At 31.5% G+C, this 19,526-nt stretch carries 22 protein-coding genes; 17 read left to right on the top strand and 5 right to left on the bottom strand.

Annotated elements, in window-relative coordinates:
* Nucleotides 1–99: 99 nt before the first annotated feature.
* From VBY68_RS15540 to porT, 5 genes are all read left to right on the top strand, one after another.
* The gene (locus VBY68_RS15540; protein WP_415270246.1) at nucleotides 100–1,413 is read left to right on the top strand and encodes a hypothetical protein; all 1,314 of its coding nucleotides are present in this window, start codon (nucleotides 100–102) and stop codon (nucleotides 1,411–1,413) included.
* Nucleotides 1,414–1,460: 47 nt separating this feature from the next.
* Nucleotides 1,461–2,855 (top strand): OmpP1/FadL family transporter, encoded by a 1,395-nt coding sequence (locus tag VBY68_RS15535; protein ID WP_415270245.1) that lies wholly within the window; start codon nucleotides 1,461–1,463, stop codon nucleotides 2,853–2,855.
* Nucleotides 2,856–2,954: 99 nt separating this feature from the next.
* The gene (locus tag VBY68_RS15530; protein WP_124590570.1) at nucleotides 2,955–3,848 is read left to right on the top strand and encodes a NifU family protein; all 894 of its coding nucleotides are present in this window, start codon (nucleotides 2,955–2,957) and stop codon (nucleotides 3,846–3,848) included.
* A 25-nt stretch (nucleotides 3,849–3,873) separates the two neighbouring features.
* Nucleotides 3,874–4,602: a bifunctional demethylmenaquinone methyltransferase/2-methoxy-6-polyprenyl-1,4-benzoquinol methylase UbiE gene (ubiE, locus tag VBY68_RS15525; RefSeq protein WP_099215517.1), complete on the top strand. Its 729-nt coding sequence runs from the start codon at nucleotides 3,874–3,876 to the stop codon at nucleotides 4,600–4,602.
* A gap of 1 nt (nucleotide 4,603) precedes the next feature.
* On the top strand, nucleotides 4,604–5,299 hold the full coding sequence (gene porT / locus VBY68_RS15520) for a type IX secretion/gliding motility protein PorT/SprT (RefSeq protein ID WP_415270244.1): 696 nt from the start codon (nucleotides 4,604–4,606) through the stop codon (nucleotides 5,297–5,299).
* Nucleotides 5,300–5,584: 285 nt separating this feature from the next.
* Here the strand turns inward: porT and VBY68_RS15515 are convergent, their stop codons facing one another.
* The 3 genes from VBY68_RS15515 to VBY68_RS15505 are packed head-to-tail and all read right to left on the bottom strand — an operon-like array spanning nucleotide 5,585 to nucleotide 7,208.
* Nucleotides 5,585–6,403 carry a mechanosensitive ion channel family protein gene (locus VBY68_RS15515; protein WP_415270243.1) on the bottom strand — a complete coding sequence of 273 codons (819 nt, stop codon included), beginning with the start codon at nucleotides 6,401–6,403 and terminating at the stop codon, nucleotides 5,585–5,587.
* Nucleotides 6,404–6,443: 40 nt separating this feature from the next.
* Nucleotides 6,444–6,632 carry a hypothetical protein gene (locus VBY68_RS15510; protein WP_099215520.1) on the bottom strand — a complete coding sequence of 63 codons (189 nt, stop codon included), beginning with the start codon at nucleotides 6,630–6,632 and terminating at the stop codon, nucleotides 6,444–6,446.
* A gap of 6 nt (nucleotides 6,633–6,638) precedes the next feature.
* Nucleotides 6,639–7,208 (bottom strand): RNA polymerase sigma factor, encoded by a 570-nt coding sequence (locus VBY68_RS15505; protein ID WP_099215521.1) that lies wholly within the window; start codon nucleotides 7,206–7,208, stop codon nucleotides 6,639–6,641.
* A gap of 216 nt (nucleotides 7,209–7,424) precedes the next feature.
* On the opposite strand from VBY68_RS15505, the gene VBY68_RS15500 reads away from it, so the two are divergent.
* Complete coding sequence (locus VBY68_RS15500; protein WP_028891227.1) at nucleotides 7,425–8,288, top strand: sigma-70 family RNA polymerase sigma factor; 864 nt, start codon at nucleotides 7,425–7,427, stop codon at nucleotides 8,286–8,288.
* Between the two features lie 150 nt (nucleotides 8,289–8,438).
* The gene (gene rpe / locus VBY68_RS15495; protein ID WP_273693925.1) at nucleotides 8,439–9,095 is read left to right on the top strand and encodes a ribulose-phosphate 3-epimerase; all 657 of its coding nucleotides are present in this window, start codon (nucleotides 8,439–8,441) and stop codon (nucleotides 9,093–9,095) included.
* A gap of 120 nt (nucleotides 9,096–9,215) precedes the next feature.
* Here rpe and VBY68_RS15490 read toward each other — a convergent pair whose 3' ends face one another.
* Nucleotides 9,216–9,368 carry a hypothetical protein gene (locus tag VBY68_RS15490; protein WP_273693924.1) on the bottom strand — a complete coding sequence of 51 codons (153 nt, stop codon included), beginning with the start codon at nucleotides 9,366–9,368 and terminating at the stop codon, nucleotides 9,216–9,218.
* Nucleotides 9,369–9,494: 126 nt separating this feature from the next.
* Nucleotides 9,495–9,914 (bottom strand): CBS domain-containing protein, encoded by a 420-nt coding sequence (locus VBY68_RS15485; protein ID WP_099215523.1) that lies wholly within the window; start codon nucleotides 9,912–9,914, stop codon nucleotides 9,495–9,497.
* Between the two features lie 142 nt (nucleotides 9,915–10,056).
* Here VBY68_RS15485 and VBY68_RS15480 point away from each other — a divergent pair, with 142 nt between their 5' ends.
* From VBY68_RS15480 to VBY68_RS15435, 10 genes are all read left to right on the top strand, one after another.
* The gene (locus VBY68_RS15480; protein ID WP_099215524.1) at nucleotides 10,057–10,689 is read left to right on the top strand and encodes a Crp/Fnr family transcriptional regulator; all 633 of its coding nucleotides are present in this window, start codon (nucleotides 10,057–10,059) and stop codon (nucleotides 10,687–10,689) included.
* A gap of 65 nt (nucleotides 10,690–10,754) precedes the next feature.
* Entirely contained in the window at nucleotides 10,755–11,738 is a 984-nt protein-coding gene (locus VBY68_RS15475; protein ID WP_415270242.1) for a c-type heme family protein, read from the top strand.
* A gap of 4 nt (nucleotides 11,739–11,742) precedes the next feature.
* Nucleotides 11,743–12,042 carry a thioredoxin gene (trxA, locus tag VBY68_RS15470; protein ID WP_028891232.1) on the top strand — a complete coding sequence of 100 codons (300 nt, stop codon included), beginning with the start codon at nucleotides 11,743–11,745 and terminating at the stop codon, nucleotides 12,040–12,042.
* Nucleotides 12,043–12,117: 75 nt separating this feature from the next.
* Nucleotides 12,118–13,446 carry a cytochrome ubiquinol oxidase subunit I gene (locus VBY68_RS15465; RefSeq protein WP_124590562.1) on the top strand — a complete coding sequence of 443 codons (1,329 nt, stop codon included), beginning with the start codon at nucleotides 12,118–12,120 and terminating at the stop codon, nucleotides 13,444–13,446.
* A gap of 3 nt (nucleotides 13,447–13,449) precedes the next feature.
* On the top strand, nucleotides 13,450–14,526 hold the full coding sequence (cydB, locus tag VBY68_RS15460; RefSeq protein WP_415270241.1) for a cytochrome d ubiquinol oxidase subunit II: 1,077 nt from the start codon (nucleotides 13,450–13,452) through the stop codon (nucleotides 14,524–14,526).
* A 103-nt stretch (nucleotides 14,527–14,629) separates the two neighbouring features.
* Nucleotides 14,630–16,087 carry an NAD(P)/FAD-dependent oxidoreductase gene (locus VBY68_RS15455; RefSeq protein ID WP_415270240.1) on the top strand — a complete coding sequence of 486 codons (1,458 nt, stop codon included), beginning with the start codon at nucleotides 14,630–14,632 and terminating at the stop codon, nucleotides 16,085–16,087.
* Between the two features lie 34 nt (nucleotides 16,088–16,121).
* Nucleotides 16,122–16,250 (top strand): hypothetical protein, encoded by a 129-nt coding sequence (locus tag VBY68_RS15450; protein WP_415270239.1) that lies wholly within the window; start codon nucleotides 16,122–16,124, stop codon nucleotides 16,248–16,250.
* Nucleotides 16,251–16,459: 209 nt separating this feature from the next.
* Nucleotides 16,460–16,987 (top strand): DUF2202 domain-containing protein, encoded by a 528-nt coding sequence (locus tag VBY68_RS15445; RefSeq protein ID WP_415270238.1) that lies wholly within the window; start codon nucleotides 16,460–16,462, stop codon nucleotides 16,985–16,987.
* A 120-nt stretch (nucleotides 16,988–17,107) separates the two neighbouring features.
* On the top strand, nucleotides 17,108–18,421 hold the full coding sequence (locus tag VBY68_RS15440; protein ID WP_415270237.1) for a TolC family protein: 1,314 nt from the start codon (nucleotides 17,108–17,110) through the stop codon (nucleotides 18,419–18,421).
* A 20-nt stretch (nucleotides 18,422–18,441) separates the two neighbouring features.
* The gene (locus tag VBY68_RS15435; RefSeq protein WP_415270236.1) at nucleotides 18,442–19,515 is read left to right on the top strand and encodes an efflux RND transporter periplasmic adaptor subunit; all 1,074 of its coding nucleotides are present in this window, start codon (nucleotides 18,442–18,444) and stop codon (nucleotides 19,513–19,515) included.
* The last annotated feature ends 11 nt before the right edge of the window (nucleotides 19,516–19,526 follow it).

Genomic DNA, 19,526 nt, shown 5'->3' with positions numbered 1-19,526 from the left:
TGTCTGCAAAACTACATTAAAAAGGTAACAAGCCCAACAAAGAACTAATTTTTTGCAGCTAGTATAAAAACAATTTGCTTTAACCTAAAATAAAAAGTCATGAAGCTACATTACACCAAAACCAAACTCCCTTTTTATATCCTATCAATTTTGATGGCAGCTACATTTATATCTTGTGGTTCTGCACAAACGGTTACTGGTAGTGATGATGGTATTTATGCTGATGAAGTAGAACAACCTCAACGTAGAGTCATTGTTACTGATGATCGCACATATGATGAATATCAAGAGAATTATTTCACTAAAGAAGTAGAACGCCTAGACGCTATAAATGGTACTGATATTTTTACCGATATAGAAAATTATAAGTCTGAAAATGATGACTCATATGATGATGAAGACATTATATATGAAGAGGAGCCTGAAACAAGAATTACATATAATGGTAATGAACCTTGGGGGTATGCTGACAACAGTGATGTAGTTATTAATATTAACACCTACCCAAGATGGGGCTACTATAATGACTGGTATTGGGATTATGGCTATGGGTATAATTATTATAGACCTTGGTGGAGATCTCGTTATTATAACTACTGGGGATACAACAATTGGCACCCTTACCACTGGAATTCTGGATTTTATGTTGGTTTAGGAGGACTTTATTACAACTCTTACTGGAATTCGCCATATTACGGATACAACTATTACAGACCATATAGATACTATAACAACCACTATTACAGAAGTCCATACAGAGGTGCCAACTATTATAGAGGTCACAGAACTGCAACAACTTCTAGAAGAGGTTATACTACTGGTCGTAGAGGGACTACAACTTCAAGACGTTCTTCTGATGTTTACAGAAGAAGCAATAGTAGAACCTATCGAAGCAACAAAAATACTCGTTCAACAAGAAATACAAGAGGGTACAACACAAGAAGAGGTAGCAATTCTAATAACAGAAGTATAAAACGATCAACTAGAACAAGAAATTATAACTCAAATGGCAGCAGGTCTACTCGTAGCTATAGAGGTACACCTCGTACTACAAGAAGCTCTAGAGGATATTCTACAAGAAACTACAGAGCTTCTAATAATAATGGTGTTCGTAAATCTTCATCAGTTAGAAACACTAGAAGTTATACTAAGAGAGACCAAAACTCTAATAAATCTGTTAGAAAATCATATTCTCCAAGAAACTCTAAAAACTATTCAAAATCAACTAGAAATAACAGAAAGAAATATGCTTCACGTAATAGTAGTAATTCAAGAAAATCTAGAAGTTACTCAAAACCTTCAAGAAGTTCTCGTAGTTACTCAGCACCGTCAAGAAGCTCTAGAAGCAACTCTTCAGCCGGAAGTAGCTCAAGAGGGAGTAGCAGGAGTTCATCAAGAAGTTCTAGAAGATAATCTTACAACCAGATTTCAAGATAAGTTTTTAACGAATTAATGAAAAAATGAAAAGAATTTTAACCTTCGCGATAATTATCGCTAGTACGTATACTGCCTACTCGCAATCTTTAGGCTACAATGATTTAGGAATTTTATTTTCAAAAGACGATAATTATGGAACTGCTCGTTTTGAAGCAATGAGTGGAGCCTTTGGAGCATTAGGTGGAGACATATCTTCTTTTGGAATTAACCCAGCTGGTAGTGCCGTTGCTATTAAAAGTACTTTTGGAGTAACTTTAGGTAATAGAAACACTACTTATACAGCTAATTATTACGGAAATACGGTAGAAACGGAAGATGATTTTTTTAATATTACCCAAGCAGGTGGTATTTTATCTTTTGATTCTGCTCATAACTCTGACTGGAATCGTTTTGCGTTAACCTTTAACTATAGGTTAAAAAGTGATTTTGAAGGTTTATTTTCTTCACAAGGTAATAGCGGTCAAGCATTATTCAATGAACACCCTGATGATATCACCAATCAGTACGACAATGGACAAGAACAACGTTTTTTTAACTCTACCTACGGAGAGAGTAGTATTTTTGAAATGGGGTTTTCTGCTGTACATCTAAACAAGCTATATGCAGGAGCTAGTATAAAGTTTCATAACTTTAGCTTTGGCCAAGTTACCGAACTAAGAGAAGTTAATGAAGATGATAATGGAAACACCTTAACAGCTCTTAACGTTCAAGATAGTTACTTTGAAGGTAGCGGGGTTTCTTTTAGTGCTGGTTTTATATACAAAGTAAATCAAAGCTTCCGTTTCGGATTAGCCTATGAAACTCCAACATGGTACAATGAAGTTTTTGAAGATAGCAACTTAGATGTTTTCGATCCAAATGACTCTAGATATGATGATTGGGTTGGTTACACTGAAATATCTGCTACAAACCAAGATACAGATGTTAATAGTGGGGAAGAATTTTATTCAAATGTTTTCAGACTACGAACACCAAGTAAACTTACAGCTAGTGCGGCATTTGTTTTTGGTAAACAAGGTTTAATAAGTGCAGATTATACTTACAAAGACTACAGTGGTACAAAATATAGAGAAAACGACCCTTATTTTATAGAAACCAATCAAAACTTTGATAATGATTTTAAAGGTACTCATTCATTAAATATTGGTACTGAGTGGCGTTTTGATAAAATGAGTGTTCGTGGTGGTTATCATTATGAGCAAAGTCCTTATAAAAATGCTTTAGACGATGATAATATTTCTGGATTTTCATTAGGACTTGGTTATAATTTCGGAAACGTTAAATTTGATTTATCATATACTAATTCAGAAAACAACAGTCCGTACCATATTTATAATTCACCTGCTGTAGATGTGGATCCTATCGAATTAACAACTGATACTTCTAGAATCTCTGGAACAATTACTTTCAGTTTATAATTTATAAAAAACATATATAAAAAGTCCTGCTATATGCAGGGCTTTTTATATATACATATCTCAGTTTTTTACCGTAATTTTGCTTCTTATTTACAACTTATGAGTTCAATAAAAATAAACATACAAGAAACTAATAACGAAACCATTCTAAAGTTTGTTAGTAACAAAATTTTAGTTAATGGTGGTAGTTATGAATATAATAACATAGACGAGGCTAAAAACTCTCCATTAGCTCAACAACTTTTTTACCTTCCTTTCGTAAAAAAAGTATTAGTTACGGCTAACTTTATTGCTATTCAACGATATGATATTGTTGAGTGGAGCGATGTTGAAGAAGAAGTTCGCGAGCAAATAGAAGCTTACATCCAAGATGGTAATTCTGTAGTAAAAGAAGAAACTACCAAAAAAGATGCTGTTGAAGTATATGCTGAAGTTACTCCAAACCCTGCAGTAATGAAATTTGGAACCAACAAAGCTTTAACACAAACTGATGTTGAGTATACAAATATTGAAGAAGCAAGCAAATCTTCTCCTTTAGCACAAGCTTTATTTAGCTTTCCTTTCGTCAAAGAAATTTTTATTTCTGAAAACTATATATCAATCACTAAATACGATATGATTGATTGGAATGAAGTATATCAAGAAGTGCGTACTTTTATTCGTAGTTATATTCAGGAAGGCAAAAAAATTATTTCTGAATTACCTAAACAGCAAACCAAACAAAACGTTGAAGTTCCTAAAGAGAATTTAACTGATACTGAAGCTAAAATTGTTGATATTTTAGATGAATATATAAAACCTGCTGTAGCTTCTGATGGTGGTAATATCGCTTTTCAATCGTACGATGCTGATAGCAAAAGAGTGAGTGTTATTTTACAAGGAGCTTGTAGTGGCTGCCCATCATCAACAGTAACATTAAAAAACGGTATTGAAACAATGCTTAAAGAAATGTTACCTAACCAAATTAATGAAGTAGTTGCCATTAACGGCTAATTCACCGTAAACCTAACAAAAACATATGTCTGAAAAGATTAAACCATATAAAGATTCTGAATTAGGAAAGAAAGAACAAGTTGCTCAAATGTTTGACAATATTTCTGAAGATTACGACGGGTTAAACCGTGTTATTTCTTTAGGAATAGATGTTAGCTGGCGTAAAAAAGTAGTAAAACTAGTAGGAGAAAATAATCCACAACAAATTTTAGATATTGCTACTGGTACAGGTGATTTAGCTTTAATGATGTCTGAATTAAATCCTGAAAAAATTGTAGGTTTAGATATTTCTGAAGGAATGCTACAGGTGGGAAGACAAAAAATAGCTAAAGCTAACTTGTCCAATAAGATTAAGATGATTGTTGGCGATAGTGAAAACATTCCATTTCCTGATAATACTTTCGATGCAATTACTGTTTCTTTTGGAGTTAGAAACTTTGAAAACCTAGACAAAGGTTTAACTGAAATATTACGCGTATTAAAACCTGGTGGTAAGTTTGTTGTATTAGAAACCTCTAACCCAACCAAGTTTCCTTTTAAGCAAGGGTATAAATTGTATACTAATTATATTTTACCTATTATTGGCAAACTCTTTTCAAAAGACAAAGTTGCTTACTCATATTTATCAGAAACTGCAAATACTTTTCCTTTTGGAAAGGCTTTCAACAATATTTTACAAAAAAATGGGTTTAAGAATGCAAAGAATATACCTGTAACATTTGGTGTTGCATCAATTTATACCGCTTTAAAATAGTATGTTAAAAAAGCTTTTACTTTTCGGAATTTTAGTAGCGTCCTTATCAACGCAAGCACAAAGAGAAAAAATATTAAAACTTCCTAGTTTTGACAAACCTCTTTTTCATTATGGGTTTTACCTTGGTGCTAATAATAATGGTTATAAAATTTCTTATAAACCAAGTAGTATTGACAATCCCGAAATTGAAGTAGAATCATCTATTGGTTTTAATGTAGGGTTAATAGCTGACTTAAGATTACATAATAATATTAACCTACGTTTTGAACCTGGCTTAATGTCAAATACCAAAACACTACGTTTCAATCATATCTCTGGTCCAGAAAACGTTAATACACGTGAGGTTGGTGCTACATACTTACACCTACCTTTATTATTAAAATTTAGCACAAATAGGCTAAATAATATGAGACCTTATGTGATAGGTGGGCTTTCATACGACCATAATTTTTCGAGTAACGAAAAAAATAATGATGATAACTTTGCGGGAGAGTTTAGAACAACAACCAATAACTTTATGTACGAGGTTGGTATAGGTGTAGATTTTTATCTAAGTTATTTTAAATTTTCTCCTTCAATAAGAGGTGTTTTTGCTATTAATAACGAAGTTAAATACGATAATAAGTCTTCTCAATGGACTGATCCTATTAATTTCTTAGGTACTAGAGGAGTGTTTTTACACCTAGCTTTTGAATAAAACTTTTTATTTTTACATACTTACAATAAAAAAAGGCTTTCTACATAGAAAGCCTTTTTAATTCTAAAAATAATATGAAGTCCCCCGATTTCTTATTACTCTATCTTGTTAGACACACTTTATTTTTTTAGGTCACATTATTTTAACAAAAAAAAGACCGCAAAAGCGGTCTTATTCATAAAGATTTCTCTTTATTAGGTTGGATAGAAGTCCCCCGAAATCTATCGTACTGTTAAAAACATTGTTTTTAGCGTTTTCAAAGATATAAAAAAATGTTAATTCTTATTATTTTTTTATAACTATTTTATTGTCAACCACATCTTTAATTGGAAGAATAACTTTACCTTCAATTGTATTAATTGTTACGCATATATTATCTATTGCTACTACAACTCCTTCTACATCATTTATAATAACGCTTTCTCCTATAGAAATATTCTTTCTCGAATAATAACCAAAAAGTAACCTTGAAACTGCATCTCTGGCTCCAAAACCAAAAGCTAAAGTAAAAGCTAATAATACAGAACCAATCAAAAGAGTTAAATTGCTTTTAATCACCGAAGTATCAACTCCTGCCTGATCTAATGCAGTTATAGACAAAAACACAACTATTAAGTAAAAAGCAATATTACCGACTAAATTACCTCCTGTAACTTCAAGAGATTTGAACATAGATTGAATTGCCTTTTTCACCATGGTTCCTAGATAAGCGCCTCCTACAAAAATACCTACAGCTGTTAATAGCTTAGGTAAATATGCAAAAAAGCTTCTAATTCCTTCAGAAACTACAGTTAAACCAAACATTTCAGCTCCAACCATAACAAAAACAAAAATTAAAAACCATTTTAATACTGCCAAAATAACATTGGTAAGTACAATATTTATGGTACTACTTCCAAAAATTTCTGTTTGTCTTAGTTTTTTAGACCATTCATCTATCTTAGTTTTTGCTAATGCCTTTCTGACGAGATATAAAAATATTTTTATAACAAGCCATGAAATAATTACAAAAGCTAAAAATCCTGCTACTGTTGGTAAAGAATCTACTATATCTTGAAAGATATCTTTAAAAGGGGTTAAAAAATCTATATTTAAAAAACTCATAACTTTTATGTATAGTGTATTTGGTTAGTCTTAACTAGTATCACTTTTTTTTTCCATTTGGTTCAGTACCTCCTCCTATTAAATCAATAATAGCATTAGGATACTTAACCACGAATAAATCAGCCATGTCTATTGATAGCTTTATCATTGCCACATCATTAAGCACTTTGTCTTTTAGTACTTCTGGCAACTCTTCGTTATGTAATATTTTCTTAAATGGATTATCCATAATTTATTACAATTCGTTATACGCTTTCACTACTTTCTCTTTAGCCCTTTTTAATCGCATCTTTACTGCGCTTTCCCCTAAATCTAATCCTATTGAAATATCTTTAATACTCATCTCATCTTGATACTTCATTAATAGAATCATTTTCTCTGAAGGAGAAATCATTTCGAGTGCTTTAGCCAATTTATCTGACTTTAGCTCAAATAGTGTAGCGTCATCAATATCATCAATACTACTTTCCTCTCTTATTTCATCAGTTACTACTGTTACTTTTTCTTTTTTCTTTTCCTTATTTCTTTGTACATAATTAACACAAAAATTATAAGTAAAAGAATATAACCAAGTAGAAAACTTAGATTTTCCTTTAAAAGTTCTCAATTTAACAAATAAACGAATAAATACATCATGTGTTAAATCTTGAGCCTCTTCTTTACTTTTGGAAAATCCATAGCACTTATTATACACCACGCCAGCGTAACGGTCGTATAAAACAGCAAATAAATGAGTATCATTTTTTTCTACTATTTTACGAACTAAATCTTCGTCGCTTATTTTCTTTACATCAATACTCTCCAATGGGCAGTATAGTTAGTTTCCTCCTTAGTTATACATTAATTAGACACCTAGTCCATTACGTGGTCACCTAATTAAAGATTTAATAACAAATTTTAACATTTATTTAACAAATAGACGAAAATTTTCAAAAAACACAAAAAATTTGTAACATTATTCTAATAGCGTACGTATAAGGTAATGTAGACTGATTGATAAATTAAAATATACTTGAAGTAGATGAGACAACTAAAAATTACAAAACAGGTTACCAACAGAGAAACCGCGTCTTTAGATAAATATTTGCAAGAAATAGGAAAGGTAGATTTAATTACTGCTGATGAAGAAGTTGAATTAGCACAAAGAATTAAAGCTGGTGACCAAAGAGCCCTTGAAAAACTAACTAAGGCTAACTTACGTTTTGTGGTATCGGTTGCTAAGCAATACCAAAACCAAGGATTAACATTACCTGATTTAATCAACGAAGGTAATTTAGGATTAATTAAAGCTGCTAAACGTTTTGATGAAACGCGTGGTTTTAAATTCATTTCATATGCTGTATGGTGGATTCGTCAGTCTATTTTACAAGCATTGGCTGAACAATCTCGTATTGTACGCTTACCTTTAAACAAAATTGGTTCTATTAATAAAATTAATAAAATGTATGCTTTCTTAGAGCAAGAAAATGAGCGCCCTCCAAGTGCTGAAGAAATTGCCAAGAAATTAGATATGACTGTTAATGATGTTAAGGAGTCAATGAAAAATTCTGGTCGTCACGTATCAATGGATGCTCCTTTAATTGAAGGTGAAGATTCAAATTTATACGACGTATTAAACTCAGGTGAATCACCAAACCCTGATAAAACTTTATTACACGAATCATTACGTATCGAAATTAATCGTGCGCTAGAAACATTAACTCCACGTGAGGCTGATGTTGTAAAACTATACTTTGGTTTAGGAGAACACCAACCAATGACATTAGAAGAAATTGGTGAAACATTTGATTTAACTCGTGAACGTGTACGTCAAATTAAAGAAAAAGCCATCAGAAGATTAAAACATACATCTCGTAGTAAGATTTTAATGACTTACTTAGGTTAATAATATAAACAACAACAAATAGTTATCGTAACTATTCGTTTTTTGATTAATGAATGAAAGCTCTCAAATTTGAGAGCTTTCTTTTTGGTTTTAATGCTCTTAGTTTTAACTATATTTGCAATTAATAACAACACAACAACTTATATATTAATGGAAAAACTTGTAGCCCCATCAATTTTAGCGGCTGATTTTGGTAACCTGCAACGTGATGTTGAAATGGTTAATGATAGTAAAGCAGATTGGTTTCATATTGACATTATGGACGGTGTTTTTGTACCAAATATTTCTTTTGGAATGCCTGTTTTAAAATCAATTTCAAAACACGCTAATAAAACTATTGATGTACACTTAATGATTGTAGATCCTGATCGTTACATTCAAACTTTTGCTGATTTAGGCGCCGATATTTTAACCGTACATTATGAAGCTTGTACACATTTACATAGAACTGTACAGGCAATAAAAGCTGCTGGTATGAAAGCTGGTGTTGCTTTAAATCCGCATACACCTATAGCCGTTTTAGAAGATATTATTAAAGATTTAGATTTAGTTTGTATTATGAGTGTAAATCCTGGGTTTGGAGGGCAATCATTCATTGAAAATACATACAAAAAAATTCAACAGTTAAAAAACTTGATTGAATTTAGTGAAGCTTCAACTTTAATTGAAATTGACGGAGGTGTAACTGACCAAAACGCTAATAAACTTGTAGAAGTTGGCGCTAATGTGTTGGTTGCTGGTAGTTTTGTTTTCAAAAGCGATAATCCTACCGAAACAATTGAAAATTTAAAAACTATTATAAATTAAAAATCGAAGCGTATTTAGAAATATTTCTAAATACGCTTCTAGTTTAACAGCCCTATAATCCCTTAAAAGGGTCACTAAATATGAATAGTAAATATTAATGTAATCTTGTTTAGGATTAACTTATTCTCCCCCACAAATAACATCATTCATACAAACATAGCCTCGAGGAAGTGGTTCACAGTTATGACACAAAACGTAAATCCATCCTCCATTAATTGATTTTTGTTCTGACTTATTCAAAACCGAACCTAAATTTGAAATGTTTTTTAACATGATAAAGTATTTTGAGTTTCTCAAAAATAAATTCTACAAAACAATTTAACTCAAAAAAAACCATAATAAAAGTATGGTTTTACCATAAATTTTAACTTTTCATATCCACTTATATTAAAGAAAGGACTAAAACTGCTCTAATAGGTAATAAATTAAATCAGTGGTAGTTACAATCCCTACTAATTCATTATTATCAACAACTGGCAAAGCATGAAACTCTTTTTTTGCTAAAATCTCAGCTACCTCTTTAATCGTTGTATCTGAGTTTACAGTTACCAGATTTTTCGCCATTACTTGGTCTATTGTAAACATATTATACACTACTGTATCTACGTCGGTTTCATTTTCATCAACTGCATCTGCAAAACTTATTCGTAATAAATCTGTATAACTTAACATTCCTTTTATTTCATTTCCACTAACTACTGGAATGTGTCGTATATGTTCTTTTTTAAATATTTTCTCTGCCGTCATTAAATCATCAGTACTACTTAATGTAATTACATCTTTAGTCATTATAACTGAAACTGGTGTTCTTTTTTTCATCTTTGTAAGGTTTTGTGTTATTATTTACTTCAAATTTCAGTAATAAAAACAAGTATAAACCTGATTAAAATCATAGATTATCATCTATTTTATTTCTATCTAAAATGTAATTATTTAACTATTTTTACAAAAACATTTTATCTTGATAGAGGATTTACAGAAATACTACGGTTATTTATTTGAGGAAGCATTATTAAAAGAAATAGCTGATGTTGCTATAGCTAAAGAAGTAAAAGCTAATGAAGTTATTATTGATATTGGCAGTTACATTACTTCTATCCCTCTGTTATTAAGTGGTGCCATAAAAATTTTACGTGAGGATAAAGAAGGAGACGACTTAGTTTTATACTATATAGAAAAGGGAGATACTTGCGCCATGACCCTTTCGTGCTGTATGGGACAAACTAAAAGTAAAATCAAAGCTGTGGCTGAAACCGATGTAAAGCTATTGATGATTCCTAAACAAAAAATGAGTGAATGGCTTAGCAAGTATAAAAGCTGGCAAGAATTTATTTTACATAGCTACCATAGTAGATTACAAGAGTTCATTGATGCTATTGACACTATTGCTTTTTTAAATATGGATCAGCGTTTATTAAAATATCTAAAAGACAAAGCTTTAGTAAACCAAAACGAAACAATTAGCGTAACACACCAACAAATAGCTAATGACTTACATACTTCTAGAGTAGTTATTTCAAGACTTTTAAAAGCTTTAGAAAAAAAAGATAAAATAGAACTGAATAGAAATCAGATTAAAGTGTTAGAACTTTAACCTTGTAACTTAAGTTACATTTTTTACAAGAGAATCGTTCTACCTTTATGGTAAAAATTAGAACGATGTACAAGTTTATTATCTTAATTACTGTATTATTCTTTTTTAGTTGTAATCAATCTAAAAAAAGTGATTATTCAAAAAAGAACACTAAAGAAGTTACAGTTGAAAAAGCTACAACCCCTTCTGGCAAAAAATTATTAGAAACAAAATGTTTTGTATGCCATAACTCCTCTACTCCAAACGACGAGAGAGTTGCACCTCCAATGATTGCTATTAAAGCTCATTATATTGGTGAAAATACTTCAGAAGAAGAGTTCACTAATAACTTTCTCAATTTTGTATTAAACCCTACGAAAGAAAAAGCAGTGATGAGAGGAGCTGTAAAACGATTTGGAGTGATGCCTTATCAAAAATTTGAAGAAGAAGATCTCAAGAAGATAGCAAATTATCTATATAACTATAAAATTGAAGAACCTAGTTGGTTTAAAGAGCATTGGGAATCTAAACAAAGAAAAAGTTATATCAATTCAGGAAAAAAGATAAGTCAAAAAAACACTAAAAAAACTCCTGAAGAAATTGGATTAACATATGCTATGGAAACAAAAAAAACATTAGGTAAAAACTTAATGGGAGCTATTCAAAAGAAAGGAACTTTACATGCTTTACAATTTTGTAACGAAAAAGCCTACAAGCTAACCGATAGTATGGCTACAAAATTTAATGCTTCCATTAAAAGAGTTTCAGACAAACCAAGAAACCTCAATAATACTGCAAATACTGAAGAATTAAACATTATTAAAGGATACAAAAGAATTGTAAGTAACAAAGAAGAAATTAAACCTGTTACAAAACAAGTAGGTAACAAAACCAAATTCTATTATCCAATTATAACAAATAGTATGTGCCTACAATGTCATGGAACCCCTAATACACAAATAAAACCTGAAACTTTAAAAGAATTAACTCTCCTATACCCTACCGATAAAGCTCAAGGTTACGATGTAAATCAGGTACGAGGAATTTGGAGCATAACATTTAAAAATTAAAATTATGGGAAAATTTTCTGAAATAATTAAAGGAGACAAACCTGTTTTGGTTGATTTCTTTGCTGAATGGTGTGGTCCATGTAAAATGATGGCTCCTATATTAAAAGAAGTAAAAGAAGATTTAGGAGAAAATGTTATTATTTTAAAAATAGACATTGATAAAAATCAACAAATAGCCAATACCTACCAAATTAGGGGTGTTCCTACCTTTATGCTTTTTAAAGAAGGCAAACTATTATGGAGACAATCAGGAATGTTATATAAGAACGATTTGATTAGTATTATTAATAACCATGTGAAATAATATCATTATTTTTATTCCTCCTTATTGCTACTAAAAAAACGTTCTTATTTAATAACCTCATAAACAATCTTCGGTATGGAAGACATGCTCTTTTATGATAGAATGCAGTTTGCTTTCACTATTACTTTTCACTACTTATTTCCACAATTAACAATGGGACTATCGTTAATGATAGTTTTCTTTAAATGGAAATTTTTAAGAACTAAACTTGAAAAATACAACGACGCTGCTAAGTTTTGGATGAAAATCTTTGCTTTAAACTTTGCCATGGGAGTAGTTACTGGGATTCCTATGGAATTTCAATTCGGAACTAACTGGGCTAAGTTCTCCGAGCTTACTGGTGGTATTATAGGTCAAACATTAGCTATGGAAGGAATGTTTTCTTTCTTCCTAGAATCTTCCTTTTTAGGATTATTTTTATTTGGTGAAAAAAAGCTAGGACATAAACTTCATTTTTTAACTGGGTTCCTTGTCTTTTTAGGTTCTTGGGCAAGTGGCTTTTTAATCATTGCTACACATTCTTGGATGCAAAATCCTGTAGGCTATGAAATACTAGCCAACGGTAAGTTTGTACTAAATAACTTTTCAGCCTTATTCTCAAACCCATGGTTATGGCCTTCTTATTTGCACAATCAAGCAGCCTCCTTGGTTACCAGTTCTTTTGTAGTTTCTGGTATTGGAGCTCTTTACCTTTTAAACAAGAAGCATTTAGAATTTGGTAAATTATTTTTAAAAACTGGAGTTATTTTCGGAGTTGTAGCATCTATTTTAGTTGCTTTTCCTACAGGTGATTTAGCCGCTAAAAATGTAGTAAAATATCAACCTATAACCTTTGCCGCTATGGAAGGAATATTTGAAACAGAAAAAGGAGGTTCTGAAATAGTTCTAATTGGACAACCAAATATGCTAGAGAAAAAATTAGACAATAAAATTGCTGTTCCTAACATCTTAAGCTTTTTAACCTATCAAGAATGGAATGCAGAAATTAAAGGACTAAATGAATTTGATGAAAAAAACTACCCAACAAACATACCTGGTTTATATTATGCATATCATATAATGGTGGGGTTGGGAACTATTTTTATTGCTTTGATGTTAGCTAGCATTGTTCAATTATTTAGAAAAAAGTTATATGATACAAAGTGGATTTTATGGTCATTACTCTTCATTATTCCATTTCCTTATATTGCTAATACCACAGGTTGGTATACTGCTGAACTAGGTCGTCAACCTTGGTTAGTTTATAATTTATTACGAACATCTGCTGGAGCATCTCCTACAGTATCATCAGGAAACACTTTATTTACTCTTTTAGGATTTATCGGATTATATCTACTATTAGGAATGTTATTTTTAATTTTAGTTGGAAAAATCATTAACAAAGGACCTCAAACAACACGTTAAGTTATGGAACTATTTTGGTATGTAGTATTAGTTACGATGTTAGCCATTTATGTTATTTTAGATGGTTATGATTTTGGCGCAGGAATTATTCATTTATTCTTTGCTAAAAAAGAAGAAGACAAAAAAAAGGTTGTAAAAGCAATAGGCCCATTTTGGGATGCAAACGAAGTATGGTTGATTGCTGCTGGTGGTGTTTTATTTTTTGCTTTCCCTACTTTATACGCTTCATCATTTAGTGGCTTTTACCTCCCTTTAATGATGGTTTTATGGTTACTAATTTTTAGAGCTATTGGCTTAGAGCTTCGCGGACAAATACATAATAAAATATGGGAAAGTATTTGGGATAAAGCTTTTGGAATTGCCAGCTTACTTCTTGCTTTATTTTTTGGAGTTGCATTAGGAAATGTTGTGCGTGGTGTTAATCTAGGAAATGTGGTAGATGGTGTTTCTACTCATGAGGCACATTATTTTTTCCTCCCTTTATGGAATTCAGAATTTTCTCCTCATTCTGAAACACTTGGTGTTATTGACTGGTTTACTTTACTTCTAGGAATTATTGCGGTAGTATCACTAACAATTCATGGTGCCAATTGGGTTATTTTCAAAACCAATGCTAGTATTAATAACCAATTAAAAAAAGTTGTTTTTACTCTTTCTTTTGTTTTATTAGGTTTAGTAATTATTTCTCTATTCGCTTGGCATATCATAGAACCTAAACCATTTCATAATTTTATAGAACATCCTTTCCTTTGGATTTTCCCTGTACTAACTTTTGTAGGATTATTTGGTTTATTCAACATAAAAAAACACACAAAGCACATCACAGGGTTTGTATATTCTTCGTTGTTTTTATTAGGAGGTTTGGCAACTACAATTGCATCAATCTTCCCAAAAGTTTTACCATCTACCAATAACATAAATCCAGATTTAACAATTTACAATGTAGCTGCTGATAAATACGGTTTATCTGTTGGTGTAAATTGGTTTTTTATAGCTGCCATACTAGTAGTTGCTTATTTTGTTATTCAGTATAAAGTTTTTAAAGGAAAAATGGATGATGTAGACTATGGCGAGCATTAACAATGCATACAATCAATTTTTAGTTATGTAACAAAAGTAACTGTACATAAACATTATAATGAATAACTTGTTCTCATTATCATTATATTAACAATAACTGAAAATGTCAAAAATAGTTATTCTCGGAGCAGGTATCTCAGGTCATGTTGCTGCCGCTCACTTACGTAGAAAGCTTCCCAAAAAACACGAAGTTTTAGTAGTATCACCTAACAGTAATTACCAATGGATTCCATCAAATATTTGGGTAGGAATTGGCAAAATGAAACCTAAAGATATTCTTTTTCCGTTGGCTCCATTATATAAGAAAAAAAACATCGGCTTTAAACAAGCTAAAGCTGTTTCTTTTCATCCAGAAGGAGATTCAGTAGAAAAAAAACCTTATGTGTTAATTGAATATGTTTCAGGTGAAAAGAAAGGAACAAAAGAGAAAATAACCTATGATTTTTTAATCAATGCGACAGGTCCGAAGCTTAATTTTGAAGCAACAGAAGGGTTAATTCCAGGGAAAAACAAAACATATTCAGTATGCACTTATGGTCATGCAGAACATGCATGGAAAGGTCTGGAAGCACTTATTAAAAAAATGAAACAGGGTACAAAAACAAAAATTCTTATAGGTACAGGTCATGCCAAATCAACTTGCCAAGGAGCTGCATTTGAATATATTTTAAATGTAGAAAAAGAACTAAGAGACCATGGCGTACGAGACAACGCTGAAATTACGTGGATTTCAAATGAATATGAGCTAGGAGATTTTGGAATGGATGGAATATTATTGAGGTATAAAAATATTAATATGAAATCTAGTGAAATGGTCGAAATGATTTTTGAAGACCGCAGTATAAAACATATAACTAAAGCCGGAGTTTATAAAATAGAAGATGGTATAGCCCATTACGAAACATTAGAAGGAGATCATAAGAAAGAAACATTTGATTTTGCCATGCTTATCCCAGCCTTTTCTGGTCACGGATTTAACGCTTTCGACAAAAAAAACGAGAATATAACACATAAACTATTCAAAGGTTTTATGATTGTTGATGCCAATTATACGAGTAAACCTTATGAAGAATGGAGCGTTCAAGATTGGCCAGAAACTTATCAAAACCCCAATTATACCAATATTTTTGCTCCTGGAATTGCGTTTGCTCCACCACATACAATTTCCAAACCCAGAACAAGTAAAAACGGTACCCCTATATTTCCAGCACCCCCTCGTACAGGAATGCCTTCTGGGATAGCGGCGAAGTTAGTAGCCAATAATATAATTAATCATCTTCTAAAAGGAACACCATTAACTAAAGATAAAGGTTCTATGGGAAATATGGGAGCTGCTTGCATTGCTTCTGCTGGGTATGGAGCTTTTAGTGGTAGTGGAGTAAGTATAACAACATTTCCTATTGTTCCTGATTTTAAGAAATATCCAAACACTCACGGAAGAAAAATGAACAACACCTTTGGTGAAATTGGTTTAGCAGGACATTGGTTAAAATTAGCCTTACACTATGCCTTTATTTATAAAGCAAAAATGAAACCTTTTTGGTGGTTAATTCCAGAATAAACAACCTTAAAAACTTATTTAAAACATATTACCAATGGAGAGAATACCCCAAAAAGCGAAAAGAAGAATGCAAAATCCTGTAATTCAGTTTTTTAGATTTATTTACTTGAGCTTAAAAATAATGATTGTTGTTGCTGGAGGACACGGCGGAACGAGATCTTAAGATTTCGTTCAAGAAAGTATCCTTCATTATAAAACCATCTAACAAATAGCTAAAGTATTGTTACAATAGGTCATGTGAATACACTTTTCTTATAATATTAGTTATTGATTGCTCTGTTTTATGTCTCTAAATTTACTATTATGTAACTAAAGTTGCAGACTACAGCCTATACAATATTTAAATTAGTATATAATTTAAAAGCTGTTATTATGAAAACTTTAAACACAATAGGCTTGCTATTCTTATTACTTTTTTCAAGTATTAGTAGCTCTTGCCAGAATACAAACAATACCGATCTTACTCTTTCTCAACAAGAAAAAAACGAAATGCTTTTTATGTTAGAGGAAGAAAAATTAGCTTTTGATGTTTATAACTTCCTTAATGAAAAATGGAACCTACGTGTTTTTGGAAACATCAGTCAAAGCGAAGAACGACATATGAACGCCATGAAAGGTTTATTACAATACAATAATATTGCCTTTACCTTAAATAAAGAAAGAGGTGTTTTTAAAAATTCTGAACTTCAAAAGTTATATGATGAGTTAATAAGTAAAGGACAAAAATCTAAACTAGATGCACTTGAAGTAGGTAAGTTAATTGAAGAAAAAGATATTGAAGATCTACAGTTAGCTATTAAGAACACCTATGATGAATACAGTATAAATGTATATACCAATTTATTAAACGCTTCATACAATCACTTAAACGCATTTAACAGAAACATTTCCAAGTATTAGTTGATTTTTAATTGTTAGTAAATAACGTCTAGACTTTTGTTTAGGCGTTTTTTCATTGTAACATTAGTTACTGACTACTGTGTTTTATGCCACTAAATTTGCTGTAACAAAACAGAAAAAATGAAAACATCATATATAAGTTTATTTACGGTAGCACTTTTTATATCTGCTACTACCCTATCTCAAACTAAAATTTCCATTTCAAAAGGTGAAGTTTTAAAAAGAGTTCAGGAAAATAATACCTCTTTAAAAATATCTGAACAAAACTATCAGCAAGCACGTGCCGATTATAAGCAAACCAATGCTGTATTCTTACCAAATATTACTGCCTCTCATACAGGAATTGTAACAACCAACCCATTAATGGCATTTGGTAGTAAATTGAATCAGGAAATTTTAACACAGGCAGATTTCAATCCTGATTTATTAAACAATCCGAAACGAACACAAAACTTCGCTACTAAAATTGAAGTACAACAACCTTTAGTGAATTTAGACGGTATTTACCAACGTAAGGCTGCTAAAACTAAAATGGAAGCAACCAACTTGCAAACACAACGTACTCAAGAATATTTATTACTTGAAGTAGAAAAAGCATACATGCAATTGCAATTAGCTCACAAGGGAGTTTCAGTATTAGAAAAAGCATTAAAAGCTGCAGAAGCAAACCAACAAATGGCAGAAAACAGCTTTAAGCAGGGATATTTACAACGTGCAGATGTACTAGCAGTTGAAGTTAGAGTTACTGAAGTAAAAAATCAGTTACAAACAGCAAAAAGCAATGTGCTAAATGCTTCTAACTATTTGTCTTTTTTAATGAATGAAACACAAAACAACATTTATGAACCTTCAGATAGTTTGCAAGTACACTTAACGAATCAACTAGCTGACGTTACTATTTCTGAAAACCGTTCAGATATTAAAGCAATGGAATTAGCTTCTGAGGCTTATCAAAAAATGCACAAAGCCGATAAGATGGATTTTCTTCCACGTTTAAATGCTTTTGGTAGTTACGAGTTGTACGATGATAAAATTTTCAATGCAGATGCAAGTGGTTACGTAATAGGAGCACAATTAACTTGGGATATTTTCAAAGGCTCTAAACGCTACGGAAAAGCACAAAAAAGTAAAGCGCAGTATGAAAAGTCTAGATTAGAATACGAACAGTACAAATCTAAAAGTCAATTAGAGTTAAATAATACCAAACGATTGTTAAACGATGCTGAGGAACAATTAAAGTTAACCGAATTGGCCTTACAACAATCAGAAGAAGCCTTACGAATCAGAAAAAATAGATTTAAAGAAGGACTAGAGAAAACGGCCGATTTATTAATGGCTGAAACACAATACGCTCAAAAACAACTAGAATATTACCAAACCATATATCAATACAACTATACCAAAGCTTATTTAGATTTTTTAACTAAAGAATAATCAACAGTAAAAACGAACAAATGAAAACTATATATACAATCGCCCTTGCCGCATCACTTTTAGCATTAAGCTGTGGTAAAAAAGAAACAACAAACAATAACAACAAACCAACAGTAGCTGTAAAAGTTGCCAAAGTAACGGCTAATGATAACAATCCGTTTATAACAGCAAGCGGAAAAGTGGAAGCTACCAACAGTGCCGAATTGAGTACTCGTATGATGGGTTATGTAACTAACATACACGTAAAAGTTGGTGATAAAGTAAACAAAGGTCAATTATTATTATCTATCAATAACAGCGATTTACAAGCTAAGAAAGCTCAAGTAGAGGCTAACATTATTAAAGCGAAAGCAGGATTTTCAAGTGCTGAAAAAGATTACAATCGCTTTAAAAACTTATTTGAACAAAATAGCGCTTCTCAAAAGGAGTTTGACGATATCACTGTTCATTACAATGTTGCCAAAGCTAATTTAGAAGCTGCAAAACAGATGAGAAATGAAATCAATTCTCAGTTTGCTTACACGAATATCAGAGCCCCATTTTCAGGAGTAGTAACGAACAAATTTATTGATAAAGGTGCAATGGCGAATCCTGGAATGCCTTTAATTTCTGTAGAAGGAAAAGGCGGATTTGAAGTTACTGCGTTAGTACCAGAAAGTGATATTTCTCAAATTAAAAAGGATACTAAGGTTGATGTAACTATCAAATCAATCAACAAAACAGTTACAGGTAATGTATCAGAAGTAAGTACCTCAGCAAAAAACACAGGAGGACAATACTTAGTTAAAATTAACCTAGATAAAACCGATGTGAAATTGTTATCAGGAATGTTTGCTACGGTTCAGTTTCCTGTTGAAAAAACACAAAAAAGTACTGACATGATTTTAATTCCGTCAGAAGCTTTAGTACACAAAGGACAACTATCAGGGATTTATACGGTAAGTCAAAGTAATACTGCTGTATTGCGTTGGTTACGCTTAGGAAGAACTTTTGGAGATCAAGTAGAAGTTTTATCAGGTTTATCTGCCAATGAAAGTTATATCGTTTCTTCTGAAGGTAAGCTATACAACGGAGCGAACATTACAATTAAATAAGTAAAAAATTG

The sequence above is a fragment of the Tenacibaculum ascidiaceicola genome (assembly GCF_047470925.1).
Classification (GTDB): domain Bacteria; phylum Bacteroidota; class Bacteroidia; order Flavobacteriales; family Flavobacteriaceae; genus Polaribacter; species Polaribacter discolor.
This window is presented reverse-complemented; position numbering and strand designations above follow the sequence as displayed.